Raw genomic sequence first — 17,510 nt, forward strand, 5'->3', positions numbered from 1 at the left:
AATCATGACAATTAAAATCCGGGTTGAACACCTGAGCAAAACCTTTGTCCTGCACCAACAACACGGCACCCGCCTGCCAGTGTTGCAGGATGCCAACCTGACCGTCAGCAGCGGCGAATGCGTGGTGCTGCATGGCCACTCCGGCAGTGGGAAATCCACCCTGCTGCGCTCGCTGTATGCCAACTATCTGCCAGACAGCGGCAAGATCTGGATCCATCACCAAAACGACTGGCTGGAGCTGGTTCAGGCCGAGGCTCGTCAGATCCTGGCTGTGCGCCGCCACACCATCGGCTGGGTCAGCCAGTTTCTACGGGTGATACCGCGTATCAGCGCGCTGGAAGTGGTGATGCAGCCCTTGCTGGAATCCGGCGTTGAGCGTAGCGAATGCCGTGAACGTGCCGAAGCCCTACTCAACCAGCTCAACGTGCCGCAGCGCCTATGGCAGTTGGCCCCTTCGACCTTTTCCGGTGGTGAGCAACAGCGGGTGAATATCGCCCGTGGCTTTATCAAGGATTACCCCATTCTGCTGCTGGACGAGCCGACCGCCTCCCTCGACAGCCGCAATAGCGCGGCGGTGGTGAACCTGATCGAACAGGCCAAACAGCGTGGCGCTGCCATCGTCGGTATTTTCCACGACGCAGGCACCCGTCAGCAGGTGGCAGACCGTTTACATACCATGCAGGCCCCACAGGTTCTGGAGACGCCATGATTATCAATAACGTCAAGCTGGTGCTGGAACACCAGATCGTTGCAGGTTCACTGGAAATGACCGACGGCGTGATCCGCAGCTTTGCCGATACCCCAAGCCAGTTACCGCAGGCGCTGGATGGCGAAGGCAACTGGTTATTGCCGGGGCTGATTGAGCTGCATACCGACAATCTGGACAAGTTTTTCACTCCGCGCCCCAATGTGGACTGGCCAGCGCATTCGGCCATGAGCAGCCACGACGCGCTGATGGTCGCCAACGGCATCACCACGGTGCTGGATGCGGTGGCGATCGGTGACGTGCGCGACGGCGGGCACCGGCTGGAAAACCTGCAAAAAATGATCGACGCGGTGATCTACAGCCAGCGAGCCGGAGTGAACCGGGCCGAACACCGGCTGCACCTGCGCTGCGAGCTGCCCCATAGCAGTACCCTGCCGCTGTTCGAACAGTTGATGGATAAACCGGGCGTGTCTTTGGTGTCGCTGATGGACCATTCGCCGGGTCAGCGGCAGTTCGCCTCACGGGAGAAATATCGTGAATACTACCAAGGCAAATATCACCTCAATGACCAGCAGATGAGCGAGTTTGAGGTGGAGCAGATGAGCCTGTCCGAACGCTGGGCCACACCGAACCGCGAGGCGATCGCCGCCCACTGCCGGGCGCGTAATATCGCCCTGGCCAGCCACGACGATGCCACCGCCGATCACGTCAGCGAATCCAGTGCGCTGGGCAGCGTGATTGCCGAATTCCCGACCACCGAAGCGGCAGCCCGGGCCTCGCATCAGCAAGGTTTGCAGGTGCTGATGGGCGCACCGAATATCGTGCGCGGGGGGTCACACTCCGGCAACGTGGCGGCACATCATCTGGCGGCCCTTGGCGTGCTGGATATCCTCTCTTCCGATTATTACCCTGCCAGCCTGTTGGATGCCGCGTTTCGTCTGGCAAACGACGATCGCAACGCTTTCAGCCTGCCGCAGGCGGTACAGCTGATCACCCGCAACCCGGCACGGGCGTTGGGTTTGCAGGATCGTGGCCTGATCGCTGAGGGGCTGCGCGCAGATCTGGTATTGGCCAGGCCGCACGGCGAGCATATCTACGTGCAAAACGTCTGGCGTCAGGGCAAACAGGTGTTCTGATGGCTTATCTCATCTATCTGATGGGCCCGTCTGGGGCAGGCAAGGACAGCCTGCTCGAGCGGCTACGGGCATCTACCGGCGCCGGGCCTCTGGTGGCGCACCGTTACATCACCCGCCCGGCCAATGCTGGCTGCGAGAACCATATCGCCCTAAGCGAACAGGAGTTTCTGCGCCGCCGTGCCAAAGGGTTGTTCGCCCTGGACTGGCAGGCGCATGAGCACCATTACGCCTTTGGTATTGAGGTCGATCTGTGGCTATTGCAAGGGATCGACGTGGTGGTTAACGGATCCCGCGCTCATTTGCCACAGGCGCTGCAACGCTATGGCGCTCAACTGTTGCCGGTTTGTCTGCAGGTTTCCCCGACGGTGCTGCGCCAAAGGCTAGAACAGCGCGGGCGGGAGAACGCGATACAGATCGAGCAACGGCTGGCGCGGGCGGCCGACTATCAGCAGACTCTGCCGGTTGGCTGCCGCCTGTTGGATAACAATGGCGATCTCGGGCATACCCTCGACGCACTGCTGGCCTTAACCACCGGGCAGCCTGCAATGCAGTAAAAAAAGAGGAAACCAACTTGCAACTGACCTTTCTTGGTACCGGCGGCGCTCAGCAGGTGCCTGCCTTTGGCTGCGAATGCCTAGTGTGCCAACGGGCGCGGCGTGAACCGGCATTTCGGCGGCGAGCGTGCAGCGCGATGATCACATTTCAAGGGGAAACGACGTTATTGGATGCGGGATTGAGCTCGTTGGAAAGGCGTTTTGCGGCGGGGGAAATTCAACGTTTTTTACTGACACATTACCACATGGATCACGTTCAGGGGTTATTTCCTTTGCGCTGGGGGTGCGGAAATGCGATCCCGGTCTACGGCCCAGCCGATGAACAAGGCTGTGACGACCTGTTCAAACACCCCGGTATTCTGGCGTTCCAACCCCCGTTGCCCCCCTTTGAAACGGTCGAACTAGGTGGGCTGCACGTCACGCCGTTGCCGTTGATCCATTCCAAACTCACCCACGGCTATCTGATCCAGGCCTCAGGCAAAGCCCTGGCCTATCTGACCGACACCGTCGGCCTGCCGCCAGAAACCACACGCTACCTGCAACAGGTCACTCTCGATTTACTGGTGTTGGATTGCAGCCTGCCGCCGCAGCCACAGACACCGCGTAATCACAACGATCTGCCCCGCGCGCAGGAGATCCAGCAACGCTTGCAGCCGCGGCGTACGCTGCTGACGCACATCAGCCATCACCTCGATTTGTGGTTGATGACCAACGAACTGCCGCCAGGCATGGAGCTGGCATTCGATAATCTGTGCGTTGAGCTATAAACGGTGCGAGCAGTGCAACTGGTCAGATTCTAAAATCTTGACGCCGCTGCCAGGGCTGAAGGCCTGTGTCAGCAGCGTTTGCGCCACATCTTTGGCAGCAACGCCCTTCCATTTGCCAGGCAGCAGGCCGAACAACGGTTGACTGAGCCGCTCCAGCAAACGCGGTTCAGCACGGGAACCGAACAACATTGAAGGACGTACCAACGTCAGGCGCGGCCAGTTCTGCTCACGCAGCGCCTGCTCCATCTGCCCTTTGGTGCGGTTGTACAGAAATAAGGATTTCGAGTTGGCCCCAATTGCGCTCACCACCAGGCAATGCTGCGCGCCGAGGCGCTGCCCGGTAAGGGCCGTTTCAACCACCAATTGATAGTCGACATGGCGGAATGCCTCTGCGCTCCCGGCCTGACTGCGCGTGGTGCCCAGGCAGCAGAATACCGCATCGACCGGCTGTGCCAACTGCGTCAACAACTCGTGCAGATCGCCCCCGACCGGATTGTGCAATTTCGCGTGTGGTGGCAACGTCTTACGCGTGGGAGCAATGACCGAAGTGACCTGCCTATCTGCCAACAACAGACGCAGCAGTTCACTTCCCACCAGCCCGCTGGCGCCTGTGATCAGTACCCGTGCCATATGTTTTCCTCCTCACCCTCTGTTTGCCCAAGGCACAGAAACGCCCGTGGAGACTCTCTAGTTCTTTTACTGCGCCGCTTTCACCTCGGCGACGTACGTCGGTAAATCCCAGGTTCCGCCCGCATGGATTAAACGGCACAGACCGGTGGTGGCTTCGTTGCTTTGACGGAACGCCGTGCCATCCCATACCCAACTGGCAGTGGCCCAGCAATCACCCAACCCACGCCCCTTTTGCCCCATTGAGATTATCCCCTCCTCATAGCCAGAGCCGGAATTGGTCACCAATACCGGAGCCTGCTTCAGGGCGCTGTCGATCACCCAATAACCGTAACCTTCGTTATAGGCCGCCCGCCAACACACGGCGGTGATCAGGGCATGCCCATTACCGAGCGGGGTCAGCGTGATGCCATCCTCGCTTGCGCCATCGTTATCCTCTGGGGACTGCATGCGGTCGCAATCATCCGGTTGCAGCGTCGCCAGCAGTTTAGGTGTCAGCGCGGCGATCTCGGGTGCCGTAAGCGGACGTTCTTCCGCCTTGGGCACCTTCACTGCCTGGATCACCGGGGCAGGAATGGCTGCTGGCACGCTGCTTTCCGGCTTGTCGCCTTTTTTAGTCAAAGCACCAGGCGTGCCGATACGCCCCTGCACATCATCCATCTTCAATAAGGTGGCCGAAGCCCCCTCGCCTGACAGCACGAAAGGTGCGGGGCCGCCTTTAAATTCAACCGTGCCGCTGCCTTTGATTGCGCCGATCAATGCCAGAGTCTGGCTTGCTGACAGGTTCCAGTTTCCCTCCTTGGTCGGTTTGAGCGCACCAACCGCCTTGCCGTTGATCCACAGCCTCAGCTTTGCCACCGCGGCTGAATCACCCTCTTCGTAGTCCGCCAAGGTCACTTCCCCCGTTGGGACAGTGCCAGGGCCAGCAATGCGCGTGATCAGCACCGAACCGTTCGAAGCGCTTGGCTCATCTTCATTAGCGTAGCCCGCCGCACGACAGGTATTGGTGTTGTCACAGGCCAATTCCCAGTTCTTATGGCTAAAGGAAACTCCACTGTCTTGCGCCATCGCCGGGGAAACCAATGCCGCCAATAACGATAAAGCAGCTATCTCGGTGTTTTTCATGCCATCGATCCTTAATATTCAGCTCGATTATCAACGTGCCCAGTGCAGCTTTTTGCCAAAGCCCAGGGTGTTATCGGTCATCTTCACTTCCTGCAACGCGATCTGCCAAATAGGCGCTTTCATCACCTTGGCCACCGGGAAGCGTTTGCAGTAACGCGTTCGGGCCAGTTCGGCCTCGTCCCCGGCCAACAGCGTGATTTCCCCCGCGTATTGTACCCCTTTGATCAGCGCAACGGTCTTGGGCTGCGGCGCAATAGTGCCCACAATCCGGTTGTTGCGTTGCATCAGTTCGCCATGGCGAGTGTGCGGTTCGGTCATCAGCCATAGCGCCATGCGCTCGGCATCGAATACGTAAAAGCAGTTGGCGCACCACATCGCCGTGCCATCACCGGCACAAAGCGTGAGCACATGCTGCTTACTGAGAAAACGGATAATGTGCAGCCGATCTTCGATCTGATCCAACGTAAGTTCTCCTTATCACCTCCGCCATCTTACCTGCAGATTTGAAGACAGTCACAATTAGCGACAAATTATGCTCAACATAAAACTAGCATATTAATTAGCAATTCATGCATCTTTATGCAAGATAAGCCTGACTACAGTAATAACAAATAAAAAACATCCTAGCTTTATTTCTGCTATTACCCGCTTTTATTGAGGATGATTTACAGGAGCTTGGTTAGCCTAAACCAAATTTATCCAGTCCGTTGGTTCCATTTGTAGCAATTACTTCACATATACCCTCACGGTAGATTTCATAGCTATTCACTCCGGTGCATAGAAAATGAATAGTTAAGTATAAATCGCATGATTAACGTGATCTGCATCACTTTATTTCCGTATTTAGGGGATAAAATAGCGCCAAGTCCGAAACCCATAGGTAGATGGAAAATGGAAAACAACAACAGAAAGATGGCTCATATCCGACGAACTACACATATTATGATGATGGCTCACCGCAGCTGCTTTAGCTTTGCCTTTTTTAACTTCAGATAAACTCCCTCCTCTGCGTTCTTATTACGTCTTGCAGCCAGACCTATGCCAACGATCATTCCCTGCGCCTGATGGCGATGGTATCGCTTTGTTTTGCTTAAAAACAGAGTGGATCCGGCATCATTGCAACCTCGTTTAAGAACCCAAAAAATTTCGTCAAAATAAACTCGTAACCTAATTATGTTTTATGAACATGATTACGCTCACGCATACCTTTATTTTAACGAAAATACTTTCTGGCAAAGACCTTATTTGCCGGCGGGATATTTTCGCCTGAAGAATGACAAAAATGAACAAACTAAAAATTGCAGCGAACCCAAAAACTCTCTCTTGCTTTGAAACCACGCGTGAAATTAGCGATGTGCACCACAGCGACTTTAATGACGTAGCCGCCATCGTGCTTTCCGTGGAAGACGTACAGCAAGGCCTGGTGGCACAGCTGGAAGAAACCGGGTTAAACATTCCGATCTTTGTCGCCGTCTGCTGTGAAGAAGAACTGGATAACGCCGTATTACCGGCGCTGAACGGCGTATTTGAACTCTGTGGCAAGAACACTCAGTTCTACGGCAAGCAGCTGGAAGCCGCTGCGGTAAAATATGAAAGCGAGCTGCTACCACCGTTCTTTAATACCCTGACCCAATATGTAGAGATGGGTAACGCCACCTTCGCCTGCCCAGGACATCAGGGCGGTGAGTTCTTCCGCAAGCACCCCGCAGGCCGCCAGTTCTTTGATTTCTATGGTGAAACGCTGTTCCGCTCCGATATGTGCAACGCCGACGTTAAGCTGGGCGATCTGCTGATCCACGAAGGCGCACCTTGCGATGCACAAAAACACGCCGCCAAGGTGTTCAACGCCGATAAAACCTATTTCGTGCTGAACGGGACTTCGGCTTCCAATAAAGTGGTAACCAACGCCCTGCTGAGCCGTGGCGATCTGGTCCTGTTCGACCGTAACAACCATAAGTCCAACCACCATGGCGCGCTGATCCAGGCCGGGGCAACGCCGGTATATCTGGAAACGGCACGTAACCCGTTCGGCTTTATCGGCGGCATCGATGCTCACTGCTTTGAAGAAGGCTATCTGCGCCAGCAAATCCGCGAGACCGCACCGGAACGCGCCAACGACGCGCGGCCATTCCGCCTGGCGATTATCCAACTGGGGACTTACGACGGCACGATCTATAACGCTCGCCAGGTCGTCGACAAAATTGGCCACCTGTGTGATTACATCCTGTTTGACTCTGCCTGGGTCGGCTATGAGCAGTTCATCCCAATGATGAAAGACTGCTCGCCGCTGCTGCTGGAACTGAACGAAAACGATCCGGGGATCATCGTTACCCAATCGGTACACAAACAGCAGGCCGGTTTCTCACAGACCTCGCAGATCCATAAAAAAGACAGGCACATCAAAGGGCAAGATCGTTACTGCAACCATAAGCGTTTCAATAACGCCTTTATGCTGCACGCGTCCACCAGCCCGTTCTACCCGCTGTTTGCCGCACTGGATGTGAACGCTAAAATGCATGAAGGCAAGAGCGGCCAACGCCTGTGGAAAGAGTGTGTGCGCATCGGCATTGAGTCACGCAAAATGCTGTTGGACACCTGCACCATGATCAAACCTTTTGTCCCAGAGCAAATTGACGGTAAACCTTGGCAGTCCTACAGCACCGAAGCCATGGCCAACGATCTGCGCTTCTTTAACTTTATCCCCGGCGAAAAATGGCATGCCTTCGAGGGTTATGAGGAATCACAATACTTTGTGGATCCCTGCAAGCTGCTGTTGACCACACCGGGCATCGATACCACCAGCGGCGAATACAGCAGCTTTGGTATCCCGGCGACCATTCTGGCTAACTACCTGCGTGAAAACGGTATTGTGCCGGAGAAATGTGACCTGAACTCTATCCTGTTCCTGCTCACCCCGGCGGAAGATATCGCCAAAATGCAACATCTGGTGGCGCTGATTGCCCGCTTCGAAAAACACGTCGAACAAGACTCCTTGCTGAGCGAAGTCCTGCCAACCGTGTACAAGAACAACGAAAAACGTTACCAGAACTACACCCTGCGCCAGCTGTGCCAAGAGATGCACGATCTGTACGTCAGCTATAACGTGAAAGAATTGCAGAAGGAAATGTTCCGTAAAAGCCATTTCCCACGCGTCGCCATGGACCCACAAACCGCCAATACCGAATTCGTACGTGGCAAGGTGGAACTGGTTTCTCTCGCTAAAGCCGAAGGCCGAATTGCCGCCGAAGGTGCGTTGCCTTACCCACCGGGCGTGCTGTGCGTAGTCCCAGGGGAAATCTGGGGGGGGTCTGCTCAACGCTATTTCCTGGCGTTGGAAGAAGGGATTAATTTATTACCCGGATTTGCTCCAGAATTACAAGGCGTTTATATCCAGCAGGATGAAGATGGCTGGAACCGGGCTTACGGTTATGTCATGAAAGCATAATTAACTCCAGGGAGGCGGCATATTTTTGCCGCCAGACATACAGAGATATTCCTCGAATTTGAAGCGGAATGGATATGGCTGGAAAAAATTCGAGAAATATAAGAGCGAGAACGATCATGAGCAAATCCAATAATAAGATGGGGGTTGTGCAATTAACGATCCTGACAGCGGTCAATATGATGGGATCCGGCATAATTATGCTGCCAACCAAGCTGGCCGAAGTGGGGACGATTTCTATCGTTTCCTGGCTGGTGACCGCCGTGGGCTCGATGGCCCTGGCCTATGCGTTTGCCAAATGCGGCATGTTCAGCCGTAAATCCGGCGGGATGGGCGGCTATGCCGAGTATGCCTTCGGTAAATCCGGCAACTTTATGGCCAACTACACCTACGGCGTTTCACTGCTGATCGCCAATATCGCCATCGCCATTTCTGCCGTGGGTTATGGCACCGAACTGTTCGGCGTTGCCCTGACACCATTGGGCATCTGTATAGCCACTATCGCCGTGCTGTGGCTGGCTACGGTTGCCAACTTTGGTGGCGCACGCATCACCGGGCAGATCAGCGGGATCACCGTCTGGGGGGTGATTATCCCGGTGGTTGGCATCTCGATTATCGGTTGGTATTGGTTCAGCGGTACCGCTTATCTAGCCGCCTGGAACCCGCATGCGGTGCCTACCTTTGAAGCCATCGGGTCTTCTATCTCGATGACCCTGTGGGCCTTCCTGGGTCTTGAATCTGCCTGCGCCAATACCGACGTGGTAGAAAACCCGGAACGTAACGTGCCTATCGCCGTACTCGGGGGCACATTAGGTGCCGCAGTGATCTACATTGTTTCCACCAACGTGATCGCCGGTATCGTGCCGAATATGGAACTGGCTAACTCCACCGCGCCGTTTGGCCTGGCGTTCTCACATATGTTCAACCCAACGGTCGGTAAAATCATCATGGCATTGATGATCATGTCCTGCGTGGGTTCGCTGCTGGGCTGGCAGTTCACTATCGCGCAGGTATTCAAATCCTCTGCCGACAGCGGCTTCTTCCCGAAAATTTTCTCTAAAGTCAGTAAATCTGATGCGCCAGTGAAAGGCATGCTGACCATCGTGATTATTCAGAGCGTGATGTCGCTGATGACCATCAGCCCGTCGCTGAATAAGCAGTTTAACGTGCTGGTTAACCTGGCCGTAGTGACCAATATTATTCCGTACATTCTGTCGATGGCCGCGCTGATTATTATCCAGAAAGTAGCCAAAGTACCGGAGAACAAGGCGCGTATTGCCAACGTGATTGCCGTGATTGGGGCGCTGTATAGCTTCTATGCGCTTTATAGTTCCGGTGAAGAGGCGATGATGTGGGGCGCTATTGCTACCTTCTTCGGCTGGACGTTGTATGGGTTGGTTTCACCTCGCTTTGAGATGACTGAGAAGAAGGTATGAGTTTTGATTACAAAGGGCGCTGCATGCAGCGCCCATAAAGTTGATGTCTAAATGGGCACTTCGGTGCCCTTTTTGCTAACTCAAATCCGCCCCATTGCTGGCAATCACCTTCTTATACCAGTAAAAGGATTTCTTTCTGGTTCTGGCCAAGGTGCCATTGCCCTGATCATCGCGGTCCACATAGACAAAACCATAGCGCTTACTCATTTCCCCGGTAGAAGCAGAAACCAAATCGATGCAGCCCCAGGAGGTGTAACCCATCACCGGAATACCATCCTCGATAGCGTCCGCCATGGCTTTGATATGCTCACGCAAATAACTGATGCGGTATTCGTCGTCGATCTCGCCCTGCGGGTTGATTTCGTCCTTCGCTCCCAGCCCGTTCTCCACCAGGAACAGCGGCTTCTGGTAACGGTCATACATCATGTTCATAGTAATACGCAGGCCCAACGGATCGATACCCCAGCCCCACTCACTGGCTTGGATATGCGGGTTTTTCAGCGATTTGACGATATTGGCCGCACTGCTGTTATGCTCGTTCATATCAGCCGAGGCGCAGCGGGAGGCGTAATAGCTAAAGGAGACAAAATCGACGCTGTTTTTGAGGATCTCACTGTCGCCTGGCTCCATTGTTATAGTGATACCCTTTTCCTTAAATAGGCGCTTGGTGTATGACGGGTAAGCGCCGCGAGCCTGAACGTCGATGAAGAACAGGTTCTCGCGGTCTTTCTCTAACGCAGCCCAAACGTCTTCGGGTTTACAGGACCACGGGTAGAAATTGCCCCCAGCCAGCATGCAGCCAACCTGATTGTGCGGGTTAACCTCATGGGCGATTTTGGTCGCCAACGCGCTAGCCAACAGTTCATGATGCGCAGCCTGATATTTCACCTGCTCCTGATTATCGCCTGGCTCGAACACCAGCCCCGCGCCGGAGAACGGGCTGTGCAGCAGAATATTGATTTCATTAAACGTCAGCCAGTATTTCACTAGCCCGTCAAAGGCCTCAAAACAGGTACGAGCATAGTGGGTGAAAAACTCCACCATTTTCCGATTGCGCCAAGAACCGTATTCCCGCACCAGATGCATCGGCACATCAAAGTGGCATAGCGTGACCAGCGGTTCGATGCCGTGCTTTTTGCATTCGGTAAACACGTCACGGTAGAAAGCGATCCCTTCCGCGTTCGGCACCCTTTCATCCCCGTTAGGGAAAATGCGGCTCCAGGCGATCGAAGTACGGAATACGCTGAATCCCATCTCTGCCATCAGGGCAATGTCATCTTTATAGCGATGATAAAAATCTATGCCGACATGGCTAGGGTAGAACTCGTCTTCACGCAGCTCAAAGCGTTTTTCCTGGCCCAGCTTTACCGCCAGCCGATCTTTGCCATGAGGGATCATATCCACCGTGGTCAGCCCTTTGCCGCCCTCAAGATAAGCGCCTTCGGCCTGGTTAGCCGCTAGTGCACCACCCCATAAAAAGTCTGCGGGGAAAACAGATGCTGGCATAAGATACCTCTTCTCAAATATGCATTTTTACAACAGGTTATACGGATAACGCGGGCGCCGATTTGGCTTTTTCGCTTTCCGCCTCTTCAGTCACCGGGATATCTTCAAAGCCCAGCAACAGCGTGAGGATAAAGGAAAGCACCACCGCCAAAATCATCACGCCAAACACCCAGACAATGGTCATTGGGTTGGCCGGATCAAAGAACTGCACGCTGGTAAATAGACCCGGAGAGGCCATCGAGTGGCTCGCCAACCCGGCAATTCCGGCCACGCCGCCGCAGACAAAACCACTGATCAGCGCGGCGATAAGCGGGCGCTTCAAGCGTATTGCCACCCCGTAGAGCGCGGGTTCGGAAATCCCGGCCACAATCGCCGATGCCGCAGCGGCCAGCGCCGTCTGACGCAGCTCCGGGTTTTTGGTCCGCCAGGCTACCGCCAACGATGAACCGCCCAGCGAGAGGTTGGCACCAATTTCAGAGGGCATCACCATGCCTTCTTTGCCGGTTTCCGCGATGGTTTGAATGATGGTTGGCGTAAATACGCGGTGCATCCCGGTCATCACCAGCAGCGGCCATAGCCCGCCCATAATCGCTACGGATAACCACCCCAGATAGCTGTGAATGGTGTACACCAGCGCGGAAATGCCGCTACCAATCCAGATGCCCAGTGGGCCAATCAATAGGATGGCGATTGGCGCAGAGATCAGCACGATCAGCATCGGTTTGAGGAAGTTTTTCGTCACGGCTGGCGTGATGCGATCGACCCATCTTTCAATGTAGGAGAGCAACCAGGTCATGAACAACGCCGGGATCACCGTGTAGGTGTATTTTACCGCCGTGACCGGTATGCCCATAAATTCAACCTGTTGGCCCTGCGCGGCTTTCGCCATCAGATCGATAAATGCGGGATGAACCAGTACCCCGGCAATGGCGATCGCCAGCGACATATTGGTTTTGAATTTCACCGCTGCGGAAGCGGCAACCATCACCGGCAGGAAGAAGAACGCCCCGTCGCCAATGACGTTGAGGATAATCAGCGTCGAGGAGCCTTTGCCGAACACGCCGGTCATATCGAGGATCATGGCGAGCAGTTTCACCATCGAGCCGCCGATAATGGCCGGGATCAGCGGTGACATGGTGCCAATCAGCGCGTCCAGGATCCCCGCACCGATACGTTTGAGAGTGATCTTGTTCTTTTCCGGCGCCGGTGGCTTGGCTACCGACCCTTCGGGCAACAGTTTCAACACCTCGGCATAGGCCTGTGAAACGGTGTTGCCAATGATCACCTGGCACTGATTTTCGCTTCTTACCACGCCCAGTACGCCGCCAATTGCCTTCAGCCTGGCAGCATCGACGAGGGTGTCGTCGTTGAGCACAAAGCGTAAACGCGTCATGCAATGAGTCACCGCCGCGACGTTACTCGCTCCCCCAACTGCATCCACTATCGATCTTGATACTGCCGCATAATTCTTAGACATGAGGACAACTCTCATAGATAGGTAACCGGTTTCACATAAGAGTGTTGATATTAAGATTGCAGATCAACTTATAAATTTTTTTATTGTCTATTTTGTGATTGTGATCGACATGAATGGGTTCGAGAAGCTGCAAAGGCTCTGCTCTAATGCGGCGGAATGTGTAGAATGGGGATAATTGTTAAAAGCCGGGAAAACCCTATGTCTACCATGCAGGAAGTGGCAAAAAAGGCAGGCGTCTCAAAAGCCACTGTTTCACGCGTTCTTTCCGGCAAAGGGTACGTCAGTGAAGCCACCAAAGATCAGGTATTTAAAGCCATCGAAGAGGCAGGCTATCGCCCCAACCTGCTGGCGAGAAATCTGGCCACCAATAAATCCCAGTGCATTGGTCTGGTGGTCACCAACACCCTCTATAACGGCAGTTATTTCAGCGAGATACTTTCCCAGGCGGCGCAAAAGCTGGAAGACAACGGCCGCCAGTTGATCCTGGTGGACGGCAAACACAGCGCCGCAGAAGAGCAAGAGGCTATCCGATTCCTGCTCGATTTACGCTGCGACGCCATCATCATCTACCCACGTTTCTTAACCATCGAAGCGATGGACAACATCATTGAGCAGCACAAGCAACCCATCATGGTGGTTAACCGCAGGCTGAGAAAACACCAAAGCCACTGCATCTGCTGCGACCACAAAGGGGCCAGTTTTAAGGCAACAAAATACCTGATTGAGCAGGGCCACAGGAATATCGCCTTTATTACCGGTTCACTGGATTCGCCAACGGCGATTGAGCGACTATCCGGCCATAAAGAAGCCTTAAATCAATACGATATCGAACTGGATGATAAGCTCATCATCAAAGGAAAGTGGACGCCAGCCAGCGGTGCGGCGGCGATGGAGTCCTTGCTCAAGGATAAGATCACCTTTAGCGCGGTACTCTCCAGCAACGATGATATGGCCGTTGGTGCCATCAAGAAATTGAACGAGGCGGGCATTGCCGTGCCCAATGACGTCTCGGTTATCGGCTTCGATAATATTCCAACGGCTCCCTATCTCTCCCCCGCGTTATCCAGCGTTAAAGACCCGGTGAGCGATATGATGAGCGAAGTGATCGACCGGCTGATTGCCATGCTCGACGGCGGCTATCTGTCGAAGGACAACGTTTTTACTTCGGAGCTGCTGGTTAGGGATTCGGTGGGCCCGGGTCCTTTTTGGCATAGGTAACTCTTTGAACCATTACGCAGGCCATTATGAGTGAAATAACCTGGCATCTCTATATGCTGCGAATGCCAAGCGGGATGCTGTACACCGGTATCACGACAGACGTCGCCCGGCGAGCGGCGCAGCATCAGGCCGGTAAAGGGGCTAAAGCCCTGCGCGGCAAAGGGGAGCTGAAACTGGTTTTTCACTGCCAGGTGGGGGATCGCTCGATGGCTTTGCGGCTGGAATATCGGGTGAAACAGTTGAGCAAAAAACAAAAAGAGGAGCTGATAGTGAATCCGCCCCTCTCATTGGAATACCTGCTACCGGTAGTTAAAAGCGACTAAAAGGCGCCGAATACTCCACCAGCCCATTCACACCGCTCAGTGCATCTTCCGCCAACGGATAAACCTGGAATGCGGCTTCCGTTCCTGGCCAGCGGCAATGCAGATCGAACTGGGCAGCCGTTTTAAAGCCGAAGCGCCCGTAGTAAGCCGGTTCGCCCAGCACCACTACGGCAGCATAGCCGAACTCATTCAGCGCATCCAACCCTTCGTAAACCAGCTTTTCGGCCAGCCCTTGACGACGCAGGCTTTCCTCTACTGCCAACGGCGCGAGACCAACCCATTGGCGATCCTCACCCGCAACGTCAACCGGGCTGAATGCAGCATAACCGACCACGCCACCCTCTTCGTCGGTAGCAACGATACCCAGCGTCAACAACCCGTCTTCACGCAGTTGTTGCACCAGCTCGGCTTCGTCATCACGGCCAAAGGCGTTACGCAGCAGCGCATCAATACCTGCGGCATCCACCGGAATTTCAACGCGGATCAGCATGGCTGCGGCACACGGGAAGTTTGCGCCGTGCCCTCCTGCAAACCGGCTTCCACAAAGTCCGCTAACCGCAGCAGCCCAACGCGTAACGGCGTAGGCATCGCATCCAGATCGATAGCATCCATCAGATTTTTTACATACAGGCCCAATTCGGTATCTCCTTCAATCTGCAACCGACGCTGGAAAAACAGCGTGTCGGGATCTTGCTTACGTGCCGCAATCAAGATCAGATCGTTGGCTTCGCCGCTGAAGCTGACGTCCGCCTCAGCCTGTTGGCTCACCACCAGCCTATCGTTTTCTACCGTCATAAACCATTGCAGTGCCAGATCGCGCACTTCAATCTTCAGCCAGCGCGATTCGAGAAATTCTAAATCTCCCTCAGCCAGCGCCTGACGGAACTGCCAGCTCAGCACCTGTTGCAAAACCTGACGCTGCAGAGCAAACGGCGTGAATTTTAACGGTACGCGCAACAGCGACGGCCCTTGACGCACAATGCGTGCTCGTAGTTTTTCCAACACTGTTATTCACTCCTTTCTACTCAGTCTGAGGTTATTTTGCCACATTGCGGCTACGCGTAACCGGTCTATATCAACAAATGGTGCAATTAACGCTCATCTTGCCCTACAGATTTCAAGTTACTGCTTGAATATCAATACGCCAGAAGCTGCCTCAAATCAAAGCTTGTTAACCTCGGGTTCACTAAAATTGTCTCCCCTTTTACATCATTGCCAGGCGAATCAATGGCCCGGCAACGTTTATCACAGCATATACCTGGCCAGGTATATGGCTGGAATCAGGATAGATCTATGGAGCTGCTTTGCCCCGCTGGCAACCTGCCGGCCTTGAAAGCCGCGGTAGATAATGGCGCAGACGCCGTTTACATCGGCCTGAAAGACGATACCAATGCGCGCCACTTTGCCGGGCTGAACTTTACCGAGAAGAAGCTGCAGGAAGCGGCTGACTATGTGCACCGGCATGGCCGCAAGCTGCATATCGCCATCAACACCTTTGCTCACCCCGATGGCTACGCACGCTGGCAGAGAGCCGTGGATATGGCCTCCCAGTTGGGTGCCGACGCGCTGATCCTGGCTGATTTGGCAATGCTGGAGTACGCAGCGGAACGTTATCCGCAAGTGGAGCGCCATGTTTCGGTGCAAGCCTCTGCGACCAATGAAGAAGCCATCCGTTTTTATCAACGCCACTTTGATGTGGCCCGCGTGGTGCTGCCTCGTGTGCTGTCGATGCACCAAGTGAAGCAATTATCACGCACCAGCCCAGTACCGTTGGAAGTGTTCGCCTTTGGCAGCCTGTGCATCATGGCCGAAGGGCGGTGTTACCTCTCCTCTTATCTGACCGGGGAATCGCCTAACACCGTGGGCGCCTGCTCACCTGCCCGCTTTGTACGCTGGCAACAAACACCGCAGGGGATGGAATCGCGCCTGAATGACGTGCTGATCGACCGTTATCAGGACGGCGAAAACGCCGGTTACCCAACGCTGTGCAAAGGCCGCTATCTGGTGGATAACGTGCTCTATCACCCGCTGGAAGAGCCCACCAGCCTGAATACGCTGGAGCTGCTGCCAGAGCTACTGGCCGCCAATATTGCCTCGGTGAAGATTGAAGGCCGCCAACGCAGCCCTGCCTATGTCAGCCAGGTTGCGCGCGTCTGGCGCCAGGCCATAGATCGCTGTATGGCCAACCCGGCTGGCTATCAAGCCGACGCAGCCTGGATGGAAACGCTCGGCGCAATGTCCGAAGGCACCCAGACCACGCTTGGCGCGTACCACCGCAAATGGCAGTAGGAGAAACCATGAAATATGCATTAGGCCCGGTGCTCTACTACTGGCCAAACAGCGAAATAGAAGCCTTCTATCAGCAGGCGATAAGCAGCAGCGCCGATATTATCTATCTTGGCGAGAGCGTCTGCACCAAACGGCGTGAAATGAAAGTAGGTGACTGGCTGGCGCTGGCGCAGGAGATCGCCAAATCGGGTAAGCAGGTGGTGATCTCTACCCTGGCTTTGCTACAGGCACCCTCAGAGCTGAATGAGCTGAAGCGTTATGTGGAGAACGGCGAATTCCTGATCGAAGCCAACGATCTTGGTACGGTGAATATGGCCACCGATCGCGGTTTGCCGTTTGTCGCCGGGCATGCCCTCAATTGCTACAACGCCTACACTCTGCGCCTGCTGCACAAGCAGGGCATGATGCGCTGGTGCATGCCGGTGGAGCTTTCACGCGACTGGCTGGCCAATTTACTGCAGCAATGTGATGAATTGGGGTTCCGCCAGGGGTTTGAAGTGGAAGTGTTGAGTTACGGGCACTTGCCACTGGCCTATTCGGCGCGCTGTTTTACTGCACGCTCGGAAAACCGGGGCAAGGATGAATGCGAAACCTGCTGCATCAAATATCCGCAGGGGCGCATCGTCAATTCTCAAGAGAACCAACAGGTGTTTGTGCTCAACGGTATCCAGACCATGAGCGGTTACTGCTACAACCTGGGCAACGAACTGACCAGCATGCAGGGGTTGGTGGATATTGTACGCCTGTCGCCAAAGGGCGTAGAAACACTGGCGATGCTCGACAGCTTCCGAGCTAATGAGCAAGGTCAGCAGCCGCTGACGTTAACTGACCATACCGAATGTAACGGTTACTGGCGGCGCGTAGCCGGGTTGGAGCTGGTGCAGTAATAACTCATGGGGCCAGC

The 17,510-nt window shown here is 54.7% G+C and carries 18 protein-coding genes; 11 read left to right on the forward strand and 7 right to left on the reverse strand.

All coding sequences use genetic code 11. The features are described 5' to 3' along the window. The first annotated feature begins 4 nt into the window (after positions 1-4). Genes phnL through phnP form a run of 4 tightly spaced genes read left to right on the forward strand, consistent with a single transcriptional unit; the run spans position 5 to position 3,163 of the window. A complete protein-coding gene (phnL, locus tag AC6HVW_RS23655; protein WP_021807493.1) occupies positions 5-709 on the forward strand; it encodes a phosphonate C-P lyase system protein PhnL in 705 nt (234 codons plus the stop codon). Further along, on the forward strand, positions 706-1,842 hold the full coding sequence (phnM, locus tag AC6HVW_RS23660) for an alpha-D-ribose 1-methylphosphonate 5-triphosphate diphosphatase (protein ID WP_186486540.1): 1,137 nt from the start codon (positions 706-708) through the stop codon (positions 1,840-1,842). Before phnL ends, phnM begins: the two co-directional genes overlap by 4 nt. Beyond that, positions 1,842-2,396, forward strand: a complete 555-nt coding sequence (gene phnN, locus AC6HVW_RS23665) for a ribose 1,5-bisphosphokinase (RefSeq protein ID WP_186486539.1) — start codon at positions 1,842-1,844, stop codon at positions 2,394-2,396. Before phnM ends, phnN begins: the two co-directional genes overlap by 1 nt. A gap of 17 nt (positions 2,397-2,413) precedes the next feature. Next, entirely contained in the window at positions 2,414-3,163 is a 750-nt protein-coding gene (gene phnP, locus AC6HVW_RS23670; RefSeq protein ID WP_071681256.1) for a phosphonate metabolism protein PhnP, read from the forward strand. On the opposite strand, the gene AC6HVW_RS23675 is transcribed toward phnP, so the two are convergent. The 3 genes from AC6HVW_RS23675 to AC6HVW_RS23685 form a co-directional block, all read right to left on the reverse strand. Next, a complete protein-coding gene (locus tag AC6HVW_RS23675) occupies positions 3,158-3,793 on the reverse strand; it encodes an NAD(P)H-binding protein (RefSeq protein ID WP_071681255.1) in 636 nt (211 codons plus the stop codon). The two genes, phnP and AC6HVW_RS23675, sit on opposite strands and share 6 nt — an antisense overlap. A 66-nt stretch (positions 3,794-3,859) precedes the next feature. Beyond that, complete coding sequence (locus tag AC6HVW_RS23680) at positions 3,860-4,915, reverse strand: DUF1176 domain-containing protein (RefSeq protein ID WP_186486538.1); 1,056 nt, start codon at positions 4,913-4,915, stop codon at positions 3,860-3,862. Positions 4,916-4,945: 30 nt separating this feature from the next. Beyond that, complete coding sequence (locus tag AC6HVW_RS23685) at positions 4,946-5,377, reverse strand: YhbP family protein (RefSeq protein WP_021807499.1); 432 nt, start codon at positions 5,375-5,377, stop codon at positions 4,946-4,948. Between the two features lie 429 nt (positions 5,378-5,806). On the opposite strand from AC6HVW_RS23685, the gene speFL reads away from it, so the two are divergent. The 3 genes from speFL to potE all read left to right on the forward strand — a co-directional run bounded on the left by speFL (position 5,807) and on the right by potE (position 9,793). Then, positions 5,807-5,911, forward strand: coding sequence for a leader peptide SpeFL (gene speFL, locus AC6HVW_RS23690; RefSeq protein ID WP_112363015.1), 105 nt, complete (start codon positions 5,807-5,809; stop codon positions 5,909-5,911). Positions 5,912-6,197: 286 nt separating this feature from the next. After that, on the forward strand, positions 6,198-8,360 hold the full coding sequence (gene speF / locus AC6HVW_RS23695; RefSeq protein ID WP_071681251.1) for an ornithine decarboxylase SpeF: 2,163 nt from the start codon (positions 6,198-6,200) through the stop codon (positions 8,358-8,360). A gap of 116 nt (positions 8,361-8,476) precedes the next feature. Next, positions 8,477-9,793, forward strand: coding sequence for a putrescine-ornithine antiporter (gene potE, locus AC6HVW_RS23700; RefSeq protein ID WP_021807501.1), 1,317 nt, complete (start codon positions 8,477-8,479; stop codon positions 9,791-9,793). A gap of 75 nt (positions 9,794-9,868) precedes the next feature. On the opposite strand, the gene AC6HVW_RS23705 is transcribed toward potE, so the two are convergent. Together AC6HVW_RS23705 and ascF are read right to left on the reverse strand one after the other, a co-directional pair. Continuing rightward, entirely contained in the window at positions 9,869-11,299 is a 1,431-nt protein-coding gene (locus AC6HVW_RS23705) for a 6-phospho-beta-glucosidase (protein WP_059199552.1), read from the reverse strand. Positions 11,300-11,336: 37 nt separating this feature from the next. Further along, on the reverse strand, positions 11,337-12,776 hold the full coding sequence (gene ascF, locus AC6HVW_RS23710) for a PTS cellobiose/arbutin/salicin transporter subunit IIBC (protein ID WP_186486537.1): 1,440 nt from the start codon (positions 12,774-12,776) through the stop codon (positions 11,337-11,339). Positions 12,777-12,974: 198 nt separating this feature from the next. Here ascF and AC6HVW_RS23715 point away from each other — a divergent pair, with 198 nt between their 5' ends. Both AC6HVW_RS23715 and AC6HVW_RS23720 read left to right on the forward strand, forming a co-directional pair. Then, positions 12,975-13,994 carry a LacI family DNA-binding transcriptional regulator gene (locus AC6HVW_RS23715; RefSeq protein ID WP_186486536.1) on the forward strand — a complete coding sequence of 340 codons (1,020 nt, stop codon included), beginning with the start codon at positions 12,975-12,977 and terminating at the stop codon, positions 13,992-13,994. Between the two features lie 26 nt (positions 13,995-14,020). Then, a complete protein-coding gene (locus AC6HVW_RS23720; RefSeq protein WP_141131017.1) occupies positions 14,021-14,317 on the forward strand; it encodes a GIY-YIG nuclease family protein in 297 nt (98 codons plus the stop codon). On the opposite strand, the gene AC6HVW_RS23725 is transcribed toward AC6HVW_RS23720, so the two are convergent. Next, positions 14,304-14,807, reverse strand: a complete 504-nt coding sequence (locus AC6HVW_RS23725) for a GNAT family N-acetyltransferase (RefSeq protein ID WP_024483382.1) — start codon at positions 14,805-14,807, stop codon at positions 14,304-14,306. The genes AC6HVW_RS23720 and AC6HVW_RS23725 overlap by 14 nt on opposite strands. Then, positions 14,801-15,322, reverse strand: a complete 522-nt coding sequence (gene ubiT / locus AC6HVW_RS23730; protein WP_024483381.1) for a ubiquinone anaerobic biosynthesis accessory factor UbiT — start codon at positions 15,320-15,322, stop codon at positions 14,801-14,803. The genes AC6HVW_RS23725 and ubiT overlap by 7 nt, the downstream gene beginning before the upstream one ends. A gap of 288 nt (positions 15,323-15,610) precedes the next feature. Between ubiT and ubiU the strand changes: the two genes are divergently transcribed. Together ubiU and AC6HVW_RS23740 are read left to right on the forward strand one after the other, a co-directional pair. Further along, a complete protein-coding gene (gene ubiU, locus AC6HVW_RS23735) occupies positions 15,611-16,606 on the forward strand; it encodes a ubiquinone anaerobic biosynthesis protein UbiU (protein ID WP_071681248.1) in 996 nt (331 codons plus the stop codon). A gap of 8 nt (positions 16,607-16,614) precedes the next feature. Continuing rightward, positions 16,615-17,493 (forward strand): U32 family peptidase, encoded by an 879-nt coding sequence (locus AC6HVW_RS23740; protein ID WP_186486535.1) that lies wholly within the window; start codon positions 16,615-16,617, stop codon positions 17,491-17,493. Positions 17,494-17,510 lie beyond the last annotated feature (17 nt).

This window comes from Serratia sp. NCCP-200, assembly GCF_059697885.1.

What these genes read in the sequence shown, in the direction of transcription:
- phnL (WP_021807493.1), top strand. Translation starts at nt 5, where the DNA reads ATGACAATTAAAATCCGGGTTGAACACCTGAGCAAAACCTTTGTCCTG.
- phnM (WP_186486540.1), top strand. Translation starts at nt 706, where the DNA reads ATGATTATCAATAACGTCAAGCTGGTGCTGGAACACCAGATCGTTGCA.
- phnN (WP_186486539.1), top strand. Translation starts at nt 1,842, where the DNA reads ATGGCTTATCTCATCTATCTGATGGGCCCGTCTGGGGCAGGCAAGGAC.
- AC6HVW_RS23675 (WP_071681255.1), bottom strand. Translation starts at nt 3,793, where the DNA reads ATGGCACGGGTACTGATCACAGGCGCCAGCGGGCTGGTGGGAAGTGAA.
- AC6HVW_RS23680 (WP_186486538.1), bottom strand. Translation starts at nt 4,915, where the DNA reads ATGAAAAACACCGAGATAGCTGCTTTATCGTTATTGGCGGCATTGGTT.
- speFL (WP_112363015.1), top strand. Translation starts at nt 5,807, where the DNA reads ATGGAAAACAACAACAGAAAGATGGCTCATATCCGACGAACTACACAT.
- speF (WP_071681251.1), top strand. Translation starts at nt 6,198, where the DNA reads ATGAACAAACTAAAAATTGCAGCGAACCCAAAAACTCTCTCTTGCTTT.
- potE (WP_021807501.1), top strand. Translation starts at nt 8,477, where the DNA reads ATGAGCAAATCCAATAATAAGATGGGGGTTGTGCAATTAACGATCCTG.
- AC6HVW_RS23705 (WP_059199552.1), bottom strand. Translation starts at nt 11,299, where the DNA reads ATGCCAGCATCTGTTTTCCCCGCAGACTTTTTATGGGGTGGTGCACTA.
- ascF (WP_186486537.1), bottom strand. Translation starts at nt 12,776, where the DNA reads ATGTCTAAGAATTATGCGGCAGTATCAAGATCGATAGTGGATGCAGTT.
- AC6HVW_RS23715 (WP_186486536.1), top strand. Translation starts at nt 12,975, where the DNA reads ATGTCTACCATGCAGGAAGTGGCAAAAAAGGCAGGCGTCTCAAAAGCC.
- AC6HVW_RS23720 (WP_141131017.1), top strand. Translation starts at nt 14,021, where the DNA reads ATGAGTGAAATAACCTGGCATCTCTATATGCTGCGAATGCCAAGCGGG.
- AC6HVW_RS23725 (WP_024483382.1), bottom strand. Translation starts at nt 14,807, where the DNA reads ATGCTGATCCGCGTTGAAATTCCGGTGGATGCCGCAGGTATTGATGCG.
- ubiU (WP_071681248.1), top strand. Translation starts at nt 15,611, where the DNA reads ATGGAGCTGCTTTGCCCCGCTGGCAACCTGCCGGCCTTGAAAGCCGCG.
- AC6HVW_RS23740 (WP_186486535.1), top strand. Translation starts at nt 16,615, where the DNA reads ATGAAATATGCATTAGGCCCGGTGCTCTACTACTGGCCAAACAGCGAA.